The following is an 18072-nucleotide window of genomic DNA, read 5'->3' on the forward strand; positions in this document are numbered from 1 at the left end:
GCACTAATCTAAAAAGACATTATACGTGGCATCGCATTAAAATGTTATAAATCATGCCCAACTGCTTCGACAAACAGGTCATTTTTCACACTTAAAACAAACATTAACCCAATTAGCTTGCCATACCGAGTCAATCCTGTGATCTCTTTCTACAACTGAATTATTCGTTCGTGCTGGAATCGAGCTGATTCACTGCATTCACTTCCAGCATTTTTTGCGCTTCGATTCGTTCTAATACGTTTTTGATCAACTTAATTTTTTGTTGTGTAACATCGATTCCTGCCTGAATAGTTTCTTGACGCGCAGTAACATCAAAAATATGCGCCTTCTCACGCAAATCTGGCTGAATCACAATGTCCGCATTTTTTAATTCTTTTTCAGCCAAAGTGTTTTGCATAATATTGATATTTTGGTTAAACAATCCCCATACATTCTTGGTTTCGGTATACATCGGTTGTGCCAAAATATCGACAGCAATAACCACATCAGCCCCAAGCTCGCGTGCAACATTAACAGGTACCGGACTCACCAAGCCACCATCGACATATTCTTTACCATCAATCAAGGTTGGAATAAACATACTCGGTATGGTCACAGAGGCACGCACGGCTTGCCCGGTATTACCCGAATTAAAAACGACTTTTTCACCATTTTTTAGTTCAGTTGCGACCACAAACATCGGAATTTGCAATTGTTCTAGGGTTTGCTCTCCAACTTGTTTATTGACATAGTCTTCTACTTTTCTACCGTCAAAAATACCTTTTAAACCAATTTTAAATTCTCGAACATCCGTGGCTTTCATGCCTAGAGCAATCTCAGTAAGTTGCTTGGCTGTTTTACCGCTGGCATAGATCGATCCAACAATACTACCGGCACTGGTTCCGACAATAAAATCTGGCTTAATCCCTTGCTGCTCGAGTACCTCAATCACCCCAATATGTGCATAGCCACGCGCACCACCACTACCAAGAACTAAGGCAATGATTGGTTTTTCTGGATGTGCTATTTTTTTCTGTTTCAGCCGATCATTCAAAATTTTCGTATCGGCCTGTGCTGCAATTGGAGTGACCGTCGTTGTCGTTAAACTTTGTATTGTTAATAAATCATCTGATGCCAACACTTGTGCCTCAACAGTTTGAACTGGACGCAACTGACATGCAGTAGACAGTACACTCAAGATGAGGATTGATATTTTTATAAATTGCATCAGCAAAACACAGTCAATAAGGCGAATCCGACCATCTAAGCATATCTGATCTTATTTTTCTGTTAACTTTATTAAAATTCATTGCTTTAGAAACATGAGACAAACGCTATTTATTCAAAATTAGCCAAGCCAAATCAATTCATTAAATTGAAAGTTTTTAATAAGATTCACGATTCAAAGCACGTAAAAAAGCCTCAACCCAAGACTGGATTAAGGCTTTTTTTATCATGCCTTGCTTATATTATTTAGGCAAAGAAAGACAGAATAGTTTGAATAACGGTTGCATTGATCAAGTCAACAAAGAATGCACCACACAAAGGCACGATTAGAAATGCTTTATGTGAAGGACCATACATATTGGTAATGGCCTGCATATTCGCAACGGCGGTCGGTGTCGCGCCCATTCCAAAACCACAGTGCCCTGCCGAAAGTACCGCAGCATCGTAGTTTTTCCCCATAACACGGAAAGTCACAAATGCAGCATACAAGCCCATCGTCAATGTTTGTGCAGTTAAGATCACCATCAATGGACCAGCAAGATCTGCCAACTGCCAAAGTTTCAATGATAATAAAGCCATTGCAAGATACAGTGATAGAGATGCATTTCCAAAAACATCAATTGCACGGTCAAAAATATTAACCTTGAAGATGCCTTCTAGAACATTACGCAGAATCACACCACCGCCAAGTGTCCAAACGAAAGTCGGTAACTCATACCAAGTATCTTTACTAAATGCAGTCATAAATTCAGCAAAAGCAAGACAGGCCGCAAATAGACCGAGTGTGGTAATCGCATTATCAGCAGTAATTAAACGAACCTGATGAGGATGTTCAAAAGCGATAAACTCATCATCACCTTGGTTTGAAATTTGGTGCTCATCACGATTCTCAACCTCTTCCTTGTTCATTTCAGTGGCTAGTTTATGACGGTTAATCAAAAACTTAGCTAATGGACCACCAATCACACCACCAATGATCAAACCAAAGGTCGCACTGGCCATACCGAGTGCTAATGCACCTTCAATATGGAATTTGGTTTCTAAAATTGAACCCCAAGCGCCAGCAGTTCCGTGTCCACCCGTTAAGGTAATTGAACCCGCAATTAAGCCGATTAATGGATTTAAGCCGAGTGCTGTGGCAAGTCCAATACCCACAGCGTTTTGTATAAGAATAAAGGTCGCAACACAAACCAAGAAAATAACAAGACCAACACCACCTTCTCTGAGTTTTGCAAAATTGGCACTTAAACCAATTGAGGCAAAAAAGATCAACATAAAGCTCTTCTGAAGATCTGCACTGGTGGTAATGCTATATCCAAAAAAATTGTAGACCAGCAAAGAAATAATCGCAGCAACCAAACCGCCTGCAACAGGCTCTGGAATATTATAACGTCTTAGAAAGTCAATCCGATTAACTAAAAATCGTCCAAGTAACAATACGATGACTGCAGCAATAAGCGTATAAAACGCATTAAAAGTAAATTCCATGACCAAATCCATTCAATATGATTTCACACTTTTTGTTCTGTAGTCTCACTTAGGCTTTATCATTCATCATTCATGTTTAAGTCCAGAAACCTCCAAACTTATTTAGAAAAGCCACACAACAAAAAGCCCCGTATTCTAATAACGCATCGCACCAAGACTTTCATCTATTCGGTTCTTTAGAAATTTGGCTTGCTCAGCAATGACAAATTCAAATTCCGCTGCGACATCATTTATCAATTTCTCAGTCTTGTGAAACAGTGATGCTATTCGCTTAAAACCACTTAAAGCCAACAACAAAACATAGACTATTTAAGCATTCATGTTGAATATTTAAGAAAGCGCACATTATGCAGAAATTTGATTAGATTTCTTTATTTTTTTACAAAACTATTTCTGGATGCCTAATATTTATCTTGTCACTAGCTAAATCAATCATTACTCAAGTTTATTGACTATTTAAAATACAATCAATATTTTTCTGCATTGCTTTACCCTGCAATCATCTTGATAAAGATTAAATAGCAAAAAGCCGAAGTAAAGACTTCGGCTTTTTGGGAAAACATAATAATAGATTAGAGTTTAGAAATCGTATTTCGCCATTACACCAATACGGCTATCACGACCAACGCGATCGCTAGTATTGTTAACGATAACTGCACCGCTGCTGTCTTTGACAATGTTGTTGTAATCATCAACTGCACGTTCACCATAAATATATTCAGCACCAAAAGTTAACACTTTAGTTGGGTTATAGAATACATTTAACCAACCTTGTTGTAGGTTGTCATTCTTGCCTGCACCTTGCTTGTCATAGAACATGGCACCATAACCAATGCTGGTACGTACTTGAGGATTAATTCGATACGTTGCACCAACGCTGACCGCATCTAAATCAACCAAATCAACTGATTTTTTATTGGTATTGACCGTATAAGCATTGTCATTCCCGTACAGCATATAAGTCTTATCACCTGTTAGATGGGTATAATCTGCTGTCATAGACAACTGATCATTGAACTTATATTTGGCACCTGCAGCAAGGCCCCAACTAAATTCACCTTGATCATTATATTCATTACCGCCATCCACAGGTTTTAATCTAGCACGGGTTTCTTGAACCAACGCACGCGCATTGACTAAGCCTTTATCGCCCGCAAAGGTTTGGGTGATCTTAGCCGTTGCTGTCGGCAAGCGGTTAGCACTATCACCTTGCTCCAGGCCGACCATGTAACTGGTCGTATCAGAAATCTTGTCTGCATAACGGACCATTGGTGTACGGTGTGTTCCTGTGCCCAACGGACCATTAAAATCCAAAATTTCTGGTGAAGTCTCACCCGACACGAAAGAAGATGAAGTTTGACCAACTAACCATTTGTTATAAGTCAAATAAGCATGACGAATACGCACAGTATCGTTTTTATCGCCACCACGGAAATCGATCTCAACTTTACCCCCCACATCAGCATTTTGTACTGGGGCTTTAAAATCTAAACCAAGACGCGTTGTAGTGACCGTACTATAAAAACGATCGTTATTCGGGTTCATGATGCCATTTGCATCAAGCACACCATTTAAATCAACAGCATTGATTCGATTAAAGATTGCATTACCACCTTTAAATTGGTATTCAGCATCTGCACGCACAAAACCATATAAATTAAAGTTTGAACCCGCTTTGGTTTTCAAACTTGCAAGTGCAGATTCAGCTTTTGCAACTGGCTGTTGTACTGGCGCCGTACGAACTTGTTCGATTTGAACTTGCTGTTGCTGTTGGACTTGCTGCTGCTGTTGTTGAACCTGTTGCTGTTGTAAAATTAGTGATTTAAGAGCTTGCACTTCATCACGTAATTTTTTAATTTCATCTTTGTCAGATGCTGCATGTACAGAACCCATCATCAATGCTGTGACCGCAACCGCAACGCCCTGCTTTAAAAATACTTTACGACTCAAAAATTGACTCATTTAAAACTCCTAAATTTATAATATCCACATCCATGCATGTCAGATTTTTTAATATAAAAAAATCAGATTGAAAACCACTCACTCTAGTTTTAGCAGAGCGCTGTAAAACACCCACAAAAAAAACATCGAAGTAACATGCTTTGACTTAATTTTGATGAAACTTTAAAAACGAAAGTAACATTATGTGTATTTCACACGACTAATTTAACAACTTATTGAGATGTTTAAAATCAGTTTTCTTCCAGTTTGCTTAATTCCCAACCGTTTGCTTAAATCAAATTCCAATAAGTTTATAAAAATTATATATTTACACAAATAAACTTGATTCTATCGTGAGAGCATATTCGACTAATGTATAAGCAAAAAAAATACATGTGTCTTTTTATTTGTTCTTTCCAGCGTAATATTGCTCAAAAAACCGCTCAATACTGGTCTCATGATCGCGGCGCTTCATTATTCTAACTGAACTTTTATTGGTTTTTTCACTCACCACTTCACGCTCATCTGCTTTTATTGCTGTCTAGCGATGGTGAAAATAGCAGTTAGTCCAAGTAGGGTGAAAAGCACCATTAATATGCCCATATTCAGCAGAGCATTCCAAGGCATAAAGTTAAGCATCAGGCCACCGAGCAGACCAGAAGAGAATTGAACGCTCCCCATTAAGGCACTTGCCGTTCCAGCACGCGCTCCTTGTTGCGACATGGCTAGCGCCATCGCATTGGGACCCGTAAAACCAATACCTGCAACCGCCATAAATAAACCAAACATTACAACCCACAGGCTTGCTGATGTAGCAAAAGCACACAACAGCACGATAACCGCCCCTGTAAACTGAATAAGACCGCCCATTTGTAACCGCTGCTTAATTCCAACCCGTTGACTGATACGTTTATTGATCGACGATAAGAACATGATTCCTACAGCATTGAATGCAAAAGCATAGGCAAAATGCTGTTGGTCCATCGCAAAGACCCCCATAAAGACTGCGGAAGCCGAACTGATATAACAGAACAGCGCACCACCGGTTAGACAGCCAGCCAACATCGGCAATCTAAAGCTTTTATCTTTTAAAATCGTCTGATAGAGCAAGCCCACTTGGCGAATTGAAAGCTTTAAACGTCGCTCTACTGGTAAGGTTTCTGTGAAAAAGAAATGCACACAAACCAAGCAAAAAATACCAATCAGCATAAGTAAAATAAAAACGGCCTGCCAATCAAAGAAATACAGCACCCAAGCACCAAATATCGGTGCCATGACTGGTGCGATTCCCATGACAATCATCATGCTAGAAAATGCTTGAGCAGAACCTTGCACATCTAAACGGTCTCGAATGGCTGCTCGCGCAATCACCACCCCGACACACCCCCCTAAAGCTTGCAATAAACGTGCACCAATCAAAAACCAAACATCTGTCGCAAAGGCGCAAAGTAAGCTTGCCAATGCAAATACAGCCATGCCGAAATACAGCGGTGTTTTACGTCCGATTCGGTCACTGAGCGGACCATATATCAATTGGCCCAGTGCCAGTCCAAGAAAATAAGCGGGTAAGCTATTGGAGACCATTTGCGGGCTGACATTAAAGTCATGTGCCATTTGTAAAAATGCAGGAAGATACATATCAATAGACAATGGACCAAGTGCAGTAAACAAGGCCAATAACATGATCCAACCAGTTGAATACTGTTGATCTATTTTTTTTGTTGTCATGCGTCTATTTCTACTTTCCAATCAATCTATGCTGACAAGTTTACACGCTCCGTAGTACTATTTGTGCCGAGAAAAGATTTAAATTTATCGTTTTATTTAGATCTAGCTTTACCGCTATATTCAGCTAAATCTACTGAGTGAAAGCTATACTGCGTGCAGAAATCTTCCGATTGCTGTCATGCTTGGTTTTAGCGCTATGCGTGGTTTGTTTTGGGCACTATTTTATGCTTCGATTATTTGAAGTGTTTTTGCTGTATTCGTTAATAGGAATTCAAACTTGAACTCTGGGCTAACGCTATTTAAAAAAGTGATTTATAACAGTTCCTTCATGTATGGTCTTCGCATGATCATCGCCTTTGCAGGAACGGCTTTTATCCCTTACTATCTGGGCCAACAACTCTGGACCATTCCACTCACTTTGGGTGTGGTTGCTGCGGGCTTAAGCGATATTGATGATCGTTTTTCAGTCCGCATTATGAATTTGATTTATACCTATATTGGTTTCTTTCTGACTGCGGCTTCAGTTCAACTCTTATTCCCCTATCCATTTTTCTTTGGCATCGGTTTAATTTTATCGTGTATTGGCTGGATTTTACTGGGATCTTTGGGCCGACGTTATGCCACGATTTCCTATGGCTGCTTGGTCGTCTCGGTTTACACCATGTTGGGCACCCACTTATTTGAACAATGGTATTTTCAACCCATCCTCTTGGTTGTTGGTGCAATCTGGTATGGTGTGATCTCAACCATTAGCTTTTTATTGTTTCCTGCTCGGCAAGTCCAAGATAAATTATCGCAATGCTATTCTGCGCTTGGTGATTTTTTATTTTCAAAATCCAATTTATTTGATGTTGATATGACGGCAAAAAGCTATCAGCAAAGCATGATTGGACTGTCTTTGGAAAATGGTAAATTAATCGGTATTTTTAACGAAATGCGCACTACTTTGCTCACCCGTTTAAAAGGTGACCGAGGCCAACGCGATACTCGAACCAGCTTACAGTATTACTTCGTTGCACAAGATATTCATGAACGTGCTGACTCGTCACATATCGATTATCAAAAACTTGCCAAAATATTTGAACACAGTGACATCTTATTTCGCTTTCAACGGATCTTATCCTTACAAGGAAAGGCCTGTGAGGACTTAAGCGAAAGTATTTTAAATAGACAAAACTATCACCATAACCCACGCTTTCAACAAGCGTTTAGCAATCTTAGAAAATCCTTAGAAAAGCTAAAATACAACACCAACTATGATTCGATTTGGACCAATGCACTTTTTGCACTTTTTGATAATTTAAAGTCAATCGATGTACAACTGCGCAATGTGGAAACTGAACGCCACATTAAACTCGATAAATCCAAATATATTGAAAACCAATTAAAAGATGACGACCTTAAAGGCTGGGATGATATTTTTATTCGGGTGAAACAAAATCTAAGCCCTGAATCGGTTTTATTCCGTCACGCCATTCGCGTTTCAATTGTTCTGCTTATCGGCTATATCTTTGTTCAATTGAGTAATATTGAATATGGTTATTGGATTTTGCTAACAGCCTTGTTTGTCAGCCAACCCAATTTTAATGCGACCAAACGCCGTTTGCGCCTGCGAATTTGGGGTACCTTGGCTGGGATCATTTTAGGCTATGCAATTTTATATTTTGTGCCCTCCATTGAAGGGCAGCTGATCTTTTTAGTGATCTGTGGCGTGCTATTTTTTGAATTACGCAGTAAGCAATATGCCCAAGCCACGGCTTTTATGACAATTTTAGCGCTGATTAACTTTAACTTAGATGGCCTTGGATTCAGCGCTGCCCTACCACGTTTAATTGATACGATTATTGGTTGTGCATTTGCTTGGTTTGGTGTGACCTTTATTTTCCCTGATTGGAAATTTAGACGTCTCCCAAGAACCATTAAACGCGCAATTGAAGCGCAATGTAATTATTTAACTGAAGTGGTGCAACAGTATCATTATGGTCGCAATAATAGCCTGAATTATCGGGTATTTCGTCGTGCTGCACACAATACCGATGCGGATGTCGCATCATTAATTTCAACATTGGTGACTGAACCCGAATTTGATCCGATGCAAAAGAATCTGGCCTTTGAGTTTCTTTGTTTGAATCATACCTTTATTAGTTATATTGCCGCTTTAGGTGCGCATCGTAATCTCATCTCAGATCCTGAGGTTTTAACCTTACTTGATCAAGCCTTAAATGACATTAAAGGTGCGTTGTTACACGACCAAATGCCAGGACCACATACACAAGATTTATTAAAAAGTATGTTAAAACAACTCAACCAATCAGATGATCCGTCATCTGAAGCGCGAATCATCCTGCAGCAATTGTCTTTGATGTTCGCGGTACTGCCCCAATTGAGTACGTTAAAGCAGAGTTTAAGCCATGATCCCAATGATCAGATCAGTGAATTTTCACCTGTCTAAGGGTCTTGCTTAAATATTCGATTATAATCACGACGAGTTTTAATTTAATGTTAAACTCTCGTGAGTTTACCCATTTTTTATTGTTGATGTTATGACCGCCAAGAATCTTTACGCTTATACTTTACAACCTGTTCCTTATGAAGTCTCTGACGTTGAGCAACGTCAGGCACAACTCTTCATTTGGCGCAGTACCAATAAAATTAGTACCAAAGTCTGGATCATCATGGCTGCGGTGATCGTACTCTCTATTATTGGTATCGTTTCAATTAAAAACTATTCTACAGTCATGTTTTGGGTTGCAATTGCGACCGTCGTGATCTTTTTCCTGATCCGTAAATTTGGATTAGAGTGGTACGTAAAACGTAAAATGAAGGAATATCCAGTTCAAGAAATCAAAGGAATCCAATTAGGTGTGCAACCTCAAGGCATCGTAATGCGCCAGCAAATGGGTGCTCAACATGGTGTAGGCACAATCGCTTGGACGGATATCTATGAATGGTATAACACCCCAGAATTTTTACTGATTAACTTCAAAGCCAAAGGCCAGCAAGGTGCTTATATTTTACCTGCGCGCATGAATGGTAAAAACTTTTCATTTAAAACCATACGTAAACATTTAAATGAAACAGTTGGTGCAGCAAAGCCAGTTTAAAAGTATTTTTTATTATTGATTTAAAATATATGCCTAAAAGCCTCCAAATCTGGGGGCTTTTGCCTTGTATACTGTGCAATATAAACCGCTTTGCCTAAAAATAACTATACACTCGCACTTGTTCAAATAAAAATGATAATGAGAATACATACTACCTACAATCTCTTCAGTTATACTTAGCGGTGTCAACTCACACACATCAACTTAACAATATGTTTAAAAAAACCTTTTTTCAAATCCATTGGTTTTTGGGGATTACAGCAGGATTAGTGCTTTCGATTATGGGCATTACTGGTGCTATTTATTCGTATGAACAACAAATTCAAAAATGGTTGAACCCTGCCAGCTATACCGTAACAGTTGAAAACAGCACGAAGCTTAGTCCGAGTGAAATTTATCAACATTTTCAGCGTATAGATCCGGGGCTAAAAATAAATAGCATCACCATCGATAAAAATCCCGAAGCATCGTCAAGTATAAATATCGTCAAGGAAGGCGCGCGACGTGGTTATAACATGATGATCAACCCTTATACCGCAGAGGTACTGCCGGACATTCAGGGACGAGATTTTTTCCAATTTATTCAACAACTCCATCGCTACTTAACTGTAGGTGACGTCGGTAAGCAAATTACTGGTGCCAGTACATTAATGCTGATTTTCTTTGTGCTCAGTGGTGTGTATTTACGATGGCCAAAAAAACACACTTGGAAACAATGGTTTGCTGTAAAACCCAAGCTTAAAGGTCGTAACTTTATTTGGGATCTACATGCCGTCATTGGAACTTGGTTGGTGGCTTTTTATCTGACCTTTGCCTGTACTGGACTGTATTGGTCCTATGACTGGTGGCGCAGTGGTATGTTTAAGGTGCTCGGAGTAACTGCGCCACAATCACAAAATAAAGCCGCTACCAATCCAGCAGCTGAGAAATCTGCACAAGCTGGTGCCAACAATGCCACACGCGGAAATCCAAACAATAAACAACTAAATCTGGAAAAACAGCACTCAGCTACTGATGCTCAGCTCAATGCAGATCAAATAAAAACTGCATTACAAAGCACATGGATTGGATTCAATAGCCAAATTGGTCGTGATTATTCAACCCTTACCCTCAGCTTGCCCAAAAAAGCAGATGGAATGATGGAACTCAGCTTTGTTGATGCAATTCCACAACATGAACGCGCACGTAACAAAGCCAATTACAATTATCAAATCAATCAACTTCAAGATATTGAGTTATACCAAGACAAAAAACTGAATGAAAAAATCATGGGCAGTATGCTGCCTGTGCATCGCGGTAGCTTCTTCGGCCCCGTGGTACAGTTCATGTTTATGCTTGCAGCACTCACCATGCCCTTGTTCTTTGTGACGGGTTGGATGCTCTATCTCAAACGCCGCAAACAAAAAAGACTTGCTCTTGCTGCGCGTATAGCAAGCCCAATTACACATATTGATCCGAATGCCAAACCATGGCTGGTGACTTATGCCTCACAAACAGGTGTGGCTGAACAATTGGCATGGCGTACCTCAACCCGCTTGCAAGAAGCACATCAACCCGTTGTGGTTAAACCGATTCAGCACCTCACTGAAGATGACTTTCAGCAAAATCAGCAAATACTCTTGGTACTCAGCACTTATGGCACAGGACAAGCCCCAGATCTTGCCAGTACTTTTGAAAAGAAAATGCTCAAAATGGAGTGTAACCTTAGCCATATAAGTTATGCCGTCTTAGCACTCGGCTCCAAAGAGTATCCCGATAGTTATTGTCATTTTGGTCATCGTGTAGATGCATGGATGCAGCGCAAAGGTGCGCAGCGTTTGTTCAATACCATTGAGGTCAACAATGGCAGTGATCATGATATTCAACAATGGAATAGCGCCTTAGTACAAGCCACCCAGCTTGAGCTAAACGACATGTCAATTGAAAAAGTATTCGATTGCTGGCAGTTACAGCAACGTAGCTTACTCAATCCAAACAGCCTAGGTGCACCGACCTATAATATTGAATTAGAAACCAAACACGATGTTAGCTGGCAAGCTGGTGACATCGCAGAGGTTCAACCTGGCAATAGCACTGAACGTATTGCTGAGTTTTTAAAACAACACGCACTTGATGCCAAAGCGCCTGTACCCAATCAGCAATGTAATTTGCAGCAATGGTTATGGGATCGCGATTTAACAGTGCAATGCAAGCCAAACAATCATCTTGATCAGTTCCTTGCACAACTCCCGCCCTTGCCTACCCGTGAATATTCCATTGCCAGCATTCCTGAACAGCAACGTTTACGTTTAGTGATTCGACAACAAGTCAACCAACTCGGTGAAGTTGGCTTAGGTTCCGGGTGGATGACGCAACATGTTCAATTATACGATGCCGTTCAACTGCGCATTCGTAGCAATCGTTCGTTTCATCTAATCGATGATAATCGGCCAATTATTTGTATTGGTAATGGGACTGGTATCGCAGGATTAATGAGCTTAATTTATGCCCGAGCCGAGGCCGGTTATGGTGAAAACTGGCTGATTTTTGGTGAGCGTCAACGCGCACATGATTATTTCTATCAAGGCACCCTTGAGGCTTGGAAAAATACGGGTGTACTTAAACGGCTTGATCTGGCCTTCTCACGCGATCAAGCAGACAAAGTTTATGTGCACCACCTCTTGCGTCAACAAGCAGAACGCCTCAAACAATGGATTGACAATGAAGCCATCATCTATGTCTGTGGCAGCATGCTGACAATGGCTCGTGATGTCGACAATGCCTTAATTGATATTCTTGGTGAAGCTGTTGTCGATCAGCTTCGTCAAGCAGGTCGCTACCGACGTGATGTCTACTAACTTTTGCTCCGAGATCAACTCAAAAGCCGAGCATTTATGCTCGGCTTTTTGACAGTGCCACCTCTCTTCAAAACTATAAAACCAAGTTAAACTCGCGTAGACTTTGCCTAAATTTTGGCAAAACATCGACACATGCGTAAAACTTTAATTTTTAGAATATTCCTCTTTATCGTCGGGCTGATTTTATTGCTTGATGGTGCTATTTTACTGGCATATAAAAAAGTCCATTTAGGCACAATTCTGCCCTTTCTAATTGGCGCAGTGTTTTGTTTAAGCAGTATTTTCAGCAATAAAATTCAGCAGTTCTTATCTACGCGCCCCCGGCTGGCTAAGTTATGGCGCTGGGGCTGGATTGGGTTGAGTGCCTGGCTGATTAGCTTATTTGCTTTCTTTATTTATATTGCCAGTCATAGCCAACAACCGCTTCCGGAACAAAAGATTGCTGCCATCATTGTACTAGGAAGTGGCATTGTGCAAGGGCAAGCCTCACCAACACTGGCGCTACGTTTAGATCGCGCAGCCTTACTGGCGCAGCAATATCCACAAGCTTTGATTATTGTCAGTGGCGGATTAGATTACGGCGAAGTTCGTACTGAAGCTGCGGTGATGTCTGACTATTTACAACATAATTTTCAGATTCATCCCACACGTATTGCACTTGAAGCAAAAAGTACCAGCACCGAACTGAATCTTAAAAACAGTCAACCGATTTTAGTCGCACAGCAACTTAGCTTGAATTCCCCAATTGCGATTGTCACCAGTGACTTTCATACGCTCCGTGCCAGTGCAATCGCGAACAAGCAAGGCTATAAAAATGTCGAAAGTGTCAGTGCCAACACCCCACTTTCAACCCGCTACAATGCTTGGCTCAGAGAATATTTTGCTTATATTAGTGGTTGGCTCTTGGCTGAATACTGAAACTGAAACTTATATGAAAAAGCCCCTACGGATACTTAAGAGCAATATATCCCGCAAGTATCGGTAGAGGCTTTTAAAATATTCAAAGTCATCAATCAATATCTTATAAAAATTAAAATGACGCAGCCCTGCAAAATGATTCAATTGCATGATCAAAATAAGTTTGAATGATTGAATAAAAAATGAAGGTGTGAAATACGCAGTCAGGTTAATCCAATGACTTTATTAGAATAAGAAGTATTTAAGAAGAATATGGTGGGCGCTGACGGGATCGAACCGCCGACATTCTGCTTGTAAGGCAGACGCTCTACCAACTGAGCTAAGCGCCCTTTTAGAAAATCTAAAGGGTAAAAATTCAGTTCCAACCGCTTTAGTTCATATAAGATAATGAATAAAGTGAAGAAATGAATATATTTGATTTTAATAGAGAAATGGCGCAGCGGACGGGACTCGAACCCGCGACCCTCGGCGTGACAGGCCGATATTCTAACCAACTGAACTACCGCTGCGTCGCAATACTTTTCTAAGTATTAAAATGGTGGGCGCTGACGGGATCGAACCGCCGACATTCTGCTTGTAAGGCAGACGCTCTACCAACTGAGCTAAGCGCCCTGAAAAATAACAGGGTTATTTTACTGTGTCACTGGATCTAGTGCCTTATCTTCGAAGTTAAACTTCTAGAAAATGGCGCAGCGGACGGGACTCGAACCCGCGACCCTCGGCGTGACAGGCCGATATTCTAACCAACTGAACTACCGCTGCATCGCAATACTTTTCTAAGTATTAAAATGGTGGGCGCTGACGGGATCGAACCGCCGACATTCTGCTTGTAAGGCAGACGCTCTACCAACTGAGCTAAGCGCCCTCAAGAGTGTGTATAAATGGCGCAGCGGACGGGACTCGAACCCGCGACCCTCGGCGTGACAGGCCGATATTCTAACCAACTGAACTACCGCTGCGCAAACACAAACACTTTTGTGGCAAACGTAAGCTGAAATTTTAAATGGCGCAGCGGACGGGACTCGAACCCGCGACCCTCGGCGTGACAGGCCGATATTCTAACCAACTGAACTACCGCTGCACTTTAAAAATTCAACATTAAGACATGGTGGGCGCTGACGGGATCGAACCGCCGACATTCTGCTTGTAAGGCAGACGCTCTACCAACTGAGCTAAGCGCCCAAACGACTTTAACGTTTGTGTGGTGCATTATAGAGATTCTTATGGGACTGTCAAACGCTTTTACCGAGGAATCCACTTTTTCGAGACTGAGTGATTAAAAAATAGTTGATTTACAAGAAATAAGCGGTTTTTTGTCTATTTTTTATCTATTTATCGCGATTTTTAAAATCTATATCCAATCAGCACGGCCTAATTTTTCTGCATAATTTGATATTTTAAAGCCACAATGCTCATTACAACCACATTGTGTAGTCCGCATTCGATTTAATTGCTTTAAGTCGGTTCGGCTTTAAGTTGACTCAGATGACTGAGATGTTTTGGTCGGTTCCGGTCTCATCCATAGCCAAATGGCCACCGCGAACATCGTCACATTGGTAAAAACTTTGACTGCAAGCGGTGCTGGAGTAAATAACATCATCACTGCGCTTAGTAACATCATGATCGAAGCAAAGTATTTGGCCTTTCTCGGCACTGTGCCGTTTTGACGCCAAGCACGCAAAGTTGCACCATATTTAGGATGGTTCAATAGCCAAGCATCCATCTGCGGCCAACCCTTCGATGCAGCCCATGCTGCCAAAATCAAAAAAACCGTGGTTGGCATACCAGGCAACAATGCACCAATAAAACCGAGTATGATGAACAGAATAACAAGGCTACGCCAAAACAATATTTTCATGTGAACACTTGATCTAGGTAGTTGGCTGAGTATATCTATTTTTTGTTATTTCCCACAGCCATGATTTCTGAGTATTGATTTTAAAGATGACTACAGCCACACGTTTTACTTCGTATTTTGAACCTTGGTTAGACTATAGTCATCCTCTGGTTCGGCAACTTGCTTTCGCACTGGCTAGCCCGAACTTAATCCAAAATACACCCGATGAACTCCTACTTAATCATCACTTTTCTTGGCACACACCTGACTTTTGGTCACAACAATACTTGCACTACCAATCACGACTTCGCCAACTCGATCAACATCCCGAAATACTGACTGCCTTTTTCGCACCACTCAAAAGTACCCGTCTTGGACTCAAATTTGAATACCTGATTTGGTTTTGGCTACGCGATCAGGATTATCATTGCTATCAACTATTGGGGCATAGCTTACAAATCATTGAGGGTCGCAATACATTGGGAGAGCTCGATTTTTTAGTGCTTAACCGCGATACGCAATGCGTTGAACACTGGGAAGTGGCTTTAAAATATTATTTAGCAGAAGCAGATCTGAGCTTAGCGCATTGGTATGGGCTAAATCGGGATGACACTTTGTTTAAAAAACTCAATCATTTTAGTCAACAACAATTTAAATTTACACATGCAGCCGAACAGCAGATTGAAAAACGCATTGCGGTTGTTAAAGGACAATTCTATCTTCCCAGCCAACAGCGTGATGCGACTCTCCCTCAGTGGGTGAATCCTTTACGGCGCATAGGTCATTGGGGACATCAGCTGTATGCCCAGCATTACTCACGCCTCAATAGGCAAGAATGGTTATGCCCAGATTTCCAACGTGACCGTAGCAATTGCACTTGGTGGACAAATGGTTTGTACTACAACTTTAATCACAATGACTTTTATATGTATCGTCAGGCACCTGCACTGCACAGTAACGTGACTAAAAAGTAAATTTCGTGATATCAGCTACATTAAATAACGTTTCTATAATGAAAGTCTTGTATTCAATCCATTTGTATTTACCTAATCTTTAAAAGCATCAAAATAAATTACAATTTGGAGATGATGATGAAAAAAATTTTAGCAGCTTCGTTAGTAGTCGCATTTGTTTTAACTGGCTGTAATACCTTTAAAGGTATGGGGCAAGATGTTTCTTCTGCAGGTAACGCAGTAACCAAAACAGCAGAAAAGACACAAGATAAAATGTAATTGTTTTGACTGTCTTTATAAAAAGCCCCTATCTCGCCAGATATTGGGGCTTTTTTATGATCTGGCTATTTCCATCTTTATTGTATTTCGGTTTTCATTCAGTTTTATCTTCCTCTATCATAGCCCTCAATTTGACTTACTTGATCTTCTTCCATGAATCAATCCGATACTCTCGACCTCAGCTTACAACTTTTACGCCAACCCTCTGTCACGCCACTCGACTATGATTGCCAGAACATCATGGCCAAGCGTTTAGCCAATGTTGGCTTTAATATTGAAAATATGCGTTTTGATGACGTAGACAATCTTTGGGCGCGTCGCGGTACAACGGATCCTGTATTTTGTTTTGCGGGTCATACTGATGTCGTACCAACAGGTCATTTGGATGCTTGGCAGTCAGATCCTTTTCTACCAGAAATTCGGGATGGAAAACTCTATGGTCGTGGCAGTGCCGATATGAAAACAGCGCTGGCTGCAATGGTGGTTGCCACCGAACGCTTTGTGACAAAACACCCAGATCACCAAGGTTCAATTGCCTTTTTGATTACCTCTGATGAGGAAGGCCCATCGATTAATGGCACCGTCAAAGTCATTGAAACCCTAGAAGCCCGTCAAGAAAAAATGACCTGGTGCTTGGTTGGTGAGCCTTCAAGCACCACTCAGCTTGGTGATGTGATTAAAAATGGCCGTCGTGGCTCGTTAAATGCGGTATTAACGGTGATTGGTAAACAAGGCCATGTTGCCTATCCACATCTCGCCAACAACCCCATCCACGCTGCAACTGCTGCAATCGATGAGTTATGTAAAGAAGTTTGGGATCAGGGCAATGAATACTTCCCTGCGACTTCATTCCAAATTTCAAATATTCATTCAGGTACAGGCGCAACCAACGTTATTCCAGGCGAATTAGAAGTAACCTTCAACTTCCGTTATTCAACTGAAGTAACCGCAGAGGACTTAAAGCAACGTGTACTCGCGATTTTAGCGAAGCATCAATTGGAATATAAAATTAACTGGACTCTCTCTGGTCTACCATTTCTCACCCCCGTTGGTGAATTAGTCAATGCAGCCACACATGCGATTCGTGAAGTGACTGGCGTTGAAACTGAACTCTCAACCAGCGGTGGTACTTCTGATGGCCGCTTCATTGCACCAACAGGCGCACAAGTCTTAGAGCTTGGGGTACTCAATGCCACCATTCATCAAGCCAATGAACACGTCAACATTTGTGAACTTGAACCTTTGGCTGAAATTTATGAGCAAATTTTAGTTCAACTTTTGGCAAAATAAGCCACTAGCTGAGGTCCATCTAGCCCAAGGAGTGAATGCCCTAATTGGGCACTTCTGCAAAGAATAAGGCGCAAATATGCGCCTTATTCTTGAGTGTTTTATTCTTGGTTAATTGACATATTGCGCAATAATTTCAAGTAATTCAGCTTCATTAATTGGTTTAGTCAAGTATTCTTTGGCACCTTGCTGCTTCCCCCAAGCCCGATCGGTATCTTGGTCTTTGGTACTCACCAAAATAATTGGAATATGCTGGGTGGTTTCATCATGTGCAATATGACGTGTTGCCTGAAAACCATTCACACCAGGCATCACCACATCCATAATAATTAAATCAGGTTGTTCAGCCAGTGCAAGGGTCACTCCATCTGCACCATTACTGGCTTCTAGGACTTCATAGCCATGACTACTCAAAATTTCTTTGAAACGGAACAATTCTGTCGCTGAATCATCCACAATCAGTATACGTGTCATAGCATTTCTCCTCTTGTCCT

Annotated in this window: 13 protein-coding genes and 8 tRNA genes; 7 read left to right on the forward strand and 14 right to left on the reverse strand. The window is 41.0% G+C overall.

Annotated features, from left to right (window positions below; all coding sequences use genetic code 11):
* Positions 1-160: 160 nt before the first annotated feature.
* The 4 genes from FD716_RS13620 to FD716_RS13635 form a co-directional block, all read right to left on the reverse strand.
* Positions 161-1207, reverse strand: a complete 1047-nt coding sequence (locus FD716_RS13620) for a patatin-like phospholipase family protein (protein WP_171477049.1) — start codon at positions 1205-1207, stop codon at positions 161-163.
* A 245-nt stretch (positions 1208-1452) separates the two neighbouring features.
* A complete protein-coding gene (gene gltS, locus FD716_RS13625; protein WP_139852843.1) occupies positions 1453-2694 on the reverse strand; it encodes a sodium/glutamate symporter in 1242 nt (413 codons plus the stop codon).
* 579 nt (positions 2695-3273) lie between these two features.
* Positions 3274-4656 carry a DcaP family trimeric outer membrane transporter gene (locus tag FD716_RS13630; protein WP_139852844.1) on the reverse strand — a complete coding sequence of 461 codons (1383 nt, stop codon included), beginning with the start codon at positions 4654-4656 and terminating at the stop codon, positions 3274-3276.
* Positions 4657-5166: 510 nt separating this feature from the next.
* Positions 5167-6363 (reverse strand): multidrug effflux MFS transporter, encoded by a 1197-nt coding sequence (locus FD716_RS13635; RefSeq protein ID WP_139852845.1) that lies wholly within the window; start codon positions 6361-6363, stop codon positions 5167-5169.
* Positions 6364-6640: 277 nt separating this feature from the next.
* Between FD716_RS13635 and yccS the strand changes: the two genes are divergently transcribed.
* The 4 genes from yccS to FD716_RS13655 all read left to right on the forward strand — a co-directional run bounded on the left by yccS (position 6641) and on the right by FD716_RS13655 (position 13222).
* Positions 6641-8815 carry a YccS family putative transporter gene (gene yccS / locus FD716_RS13640; protein WP_139852846.1) on the forward strand — a complete coding sequence of 725 codons (2175 nt, stop codon included), beginning with the start codon at positions 6641-6643 and terminating at the stop codon, positions 8813-8815.
* 91 nt (positions 8816-8906) lie between these two features.
* A complete protein-coding gene (locus FD716_RS13645; RefSeq protein WP_139852847.1) occupies positions 8907-9467 on the forward strand; it encodes an SdpI family protein in 561 nt (186 codons plus the stop codon).
* Positions 9468-9679: 212 nt separating this feature from the next.
* Entirely contained in the window at positions 9680-12304 is a 2625-nt protein-coding gene (locus FD716_RS13650; RefSeq protein WP_139852848.1) for a PepSY domain-containing protein, read from the forward strand.
* Positions 12305-12436: 132 nt separating this feature from the next.
* A complete protein-coding gene (locus FD716_RS13655) occupies positions 12437-13222 on the forward strand; it encodes a YdcF family protein (protein WP_139852849.1) in 786 nt (261 codons plus the stop codon).
* A gap of 253 nt (positions 13223-13475) precedes the next feature.
* Here the strand turns inward: FD716_RS13655 and FD716_RS13660 are convergent.
* The 9 genes from FD716_RS13660 to FD716_RS13700 all read right to left on the reverse strand — a co-directional run bounded on the left by FD716_RS13660 (position 13476) and on the right by FD716_RS13700 (position 15080).
* Positions 13476-13551 (reverse strand) — tRNA-Val (locus FD716_RS13660).
* Positions 13552-13654: 103 nt separating this feature from the next.
* Positions 13655-13731 (reverse strand) — tRNA-Asp (locus tag FD716_RS13665).
* Between the two features lie 27 nt (positions 13732-13758).
* A tRNA-Val gene (locus FD716_RS13670) sits at positions 13759-13834 on the reverse strand.
* A 73-nt stretch (positions 13835-13907) separates the two neighbouring features.
* Positions 13908-13984: transfer RNA gene (locus FD716_RS13675), tRNA-Asp, on the reverse strand.
* 27 nt (positions 13985-14011) lie between these two features.
* Positions 14012-14087: transfer RNA gene (locus tag FD716_RS13680), tRNA-Val, on the reverse strand.
* Between the two features lie 17 nt (positions 14088-14104).
* Positions 14105-14181 (reverse strand) — tRNA-Asp (locus FD716_RS13685).
* A 45-nt stretch (positions 14182-14226) separates the two neighbouring features.
* Positions 14227-14303: transfer RNA gene (locus tag FD716_RS13690), tRNA-Asp, on the reverse strand.
* Between the two features lie 25 nt (positions 14304-14328).
* Positions 14329-14404: transfer RNA gene (locus FD716_RS13695), tRNA-Val, on the reverse strand.
* A gap of 289 nt (positions 14405-14693) precedes the next feature.
* Complete coding sequence (locus FD716_RS13700; RefSeq protein ID WP_139852850.1) at positions 14694-15080, reverse strand: YbaN family protein; 387 nt, start codon at positions 15078-15080, stop codon at positions 14694-14696.
* A gap of 86 nt (positions 15081-15166) precedes the next feature.
* Here FD716_RS13700 and FD716_RS13705 point away from each other — a divergent pair, with 86 nt between their 5' ends.
* From FD716_RS13705 to dapE, 3 genes are all read left to right on the forward strand, one after another.
* Entirely contained in the window at positions 15167-16033 is an 867-nt protein-coding gene (locus FD716_RS13705) for a DUF1853 family protein (RefSeq protein ID WP_139852851.1), read from the forward strand.
* A gap of 114 nt (positions 16034-16147) precedes the next feature.
* Complete coding sequence (locus FD716_RS13710) at positions 16148-16291, forward strand: entericidin A/B family lipoprotein (protein WP_139852852.1); 144 nt, start codon at positions 16148-16150, stop codon at positions 16289-16291.
* A gap of 153 nt (positions 16292-16444) precedes the next feature.
* Positions 16445-17581, forward strand: coding sequence for a succinyl-diaminopimelate desuccinylase (gene dapE / locus FD716_RS13715; protein ID WP_139852853.1), 1137 nt, complete (start codon positions 16445-16447; stop codon positions 17579-17581).
* Positions 17582-17689: 108 nt separating this feature from the next.
* On the opposite strand, the gene FD716_RS13720 is transcribed toward dapE, so the two are convergent.
* Positions 17690-18052, reverse strand: a complete 363-nt coding sequence (locus FD716_RS13720; RefSeq protein WP_139852854.1) for a response regulator — start codon at positions 18050-18052, stop codon at positions 17690-17692.
* Positions 18053-18072: the final 20 nt, after the last annotated feature.

Origin of the sequence: Acinetobacter pullicarnis, assembly GCF_006352475.1 — a bacterium.
In the GTDB taxonomy this organism is placed as follows: Bacteria; Pseudomonadota; Gammaproteobacteria; order Pseudomonadales; family Moraxellaceae; genus Acinetobacter; species Acinetobacter pullicarnis.

Coding starts and splice junctions, on each gene's coding strand:
- FD716_RS13620 (WP_171477049.1), bottom strand. CDS start 1,207: ATGCAATTTATAAAAATATCAATCCTCATCTTGAGTGTACTGTCTACT.
- gltS (WP_139852843.1), bottom strand. CDS start 2,694: ATGGAATTTACTTTTAATGCGTTTTATACGCTTATTGCTGCAGTCATC.
- FD716_RS13630 (WP_139852844.1), bottom strand. CDS start 4,656: ATGAGTCAATTTTTGAGTCGTAAAGTATTTTTAAAGCAGGGCGTTGCG.
- FD716_RS13635 (WP_139852845.1), bottom strand. CDS start 6,363: ATGACAACAAAAAAAATAGATCAACAGTATTCAACTGGTTGGATCATG.
- FD716_RS13645 (WP_139852847.1), top strand. CDS start 8,907: ATGACCGCCAAGAATCTTTACGCTTATACTTTACAACCTGTTCCTTAT.
- FD716_RS13650 (WP_139852848.1), top strand. CDS start 9,680: ATGTTTAAAAAAACCTTTTTTCAAATCCATTGGTTTTTGGGGATTACA.
- FD716_RS13655 (WP_139852849.1), top strand. CDS start 12,437: ATGCGTAAAACTTTAATTTTTAGAATATTCCTCTTTATCGTCGGGCTG.
- FD716_RS13700 (WP_139852850.1), bottom strand. CDS start 15,080: ATGAAAATATTGTTTTGGCGTAGCCTTGTTATTCTGTTCATCATACTC.
- FD716_RS13705 (WP_139852851.1), top strand. CDS start 15,167: ATGACTACAGCCACACGTTTTACTTCGTATTTTGAACCTTGGTTAGAC.
- FD716_RS13710 (WP_139852852.1), top strand. CDS start 16,148: ATGATGAAAAAAATTTTAGCAGCTTCGTTAGTAGTCGCATTTGTTTTA.
- dapE (WP_139852853.1), top strand. CDS start 16,445: ATGAATCAATCCGATACTCTCGACCTCAGCTTACAACTTTTACGCCAA.
- FD716_RS13720 (WP_139852854.1), bottom strand. CDS start 18,052: ATGACACGTATACTGATTGTGGATGATTCAGCGACAGAATTGTTCCGT.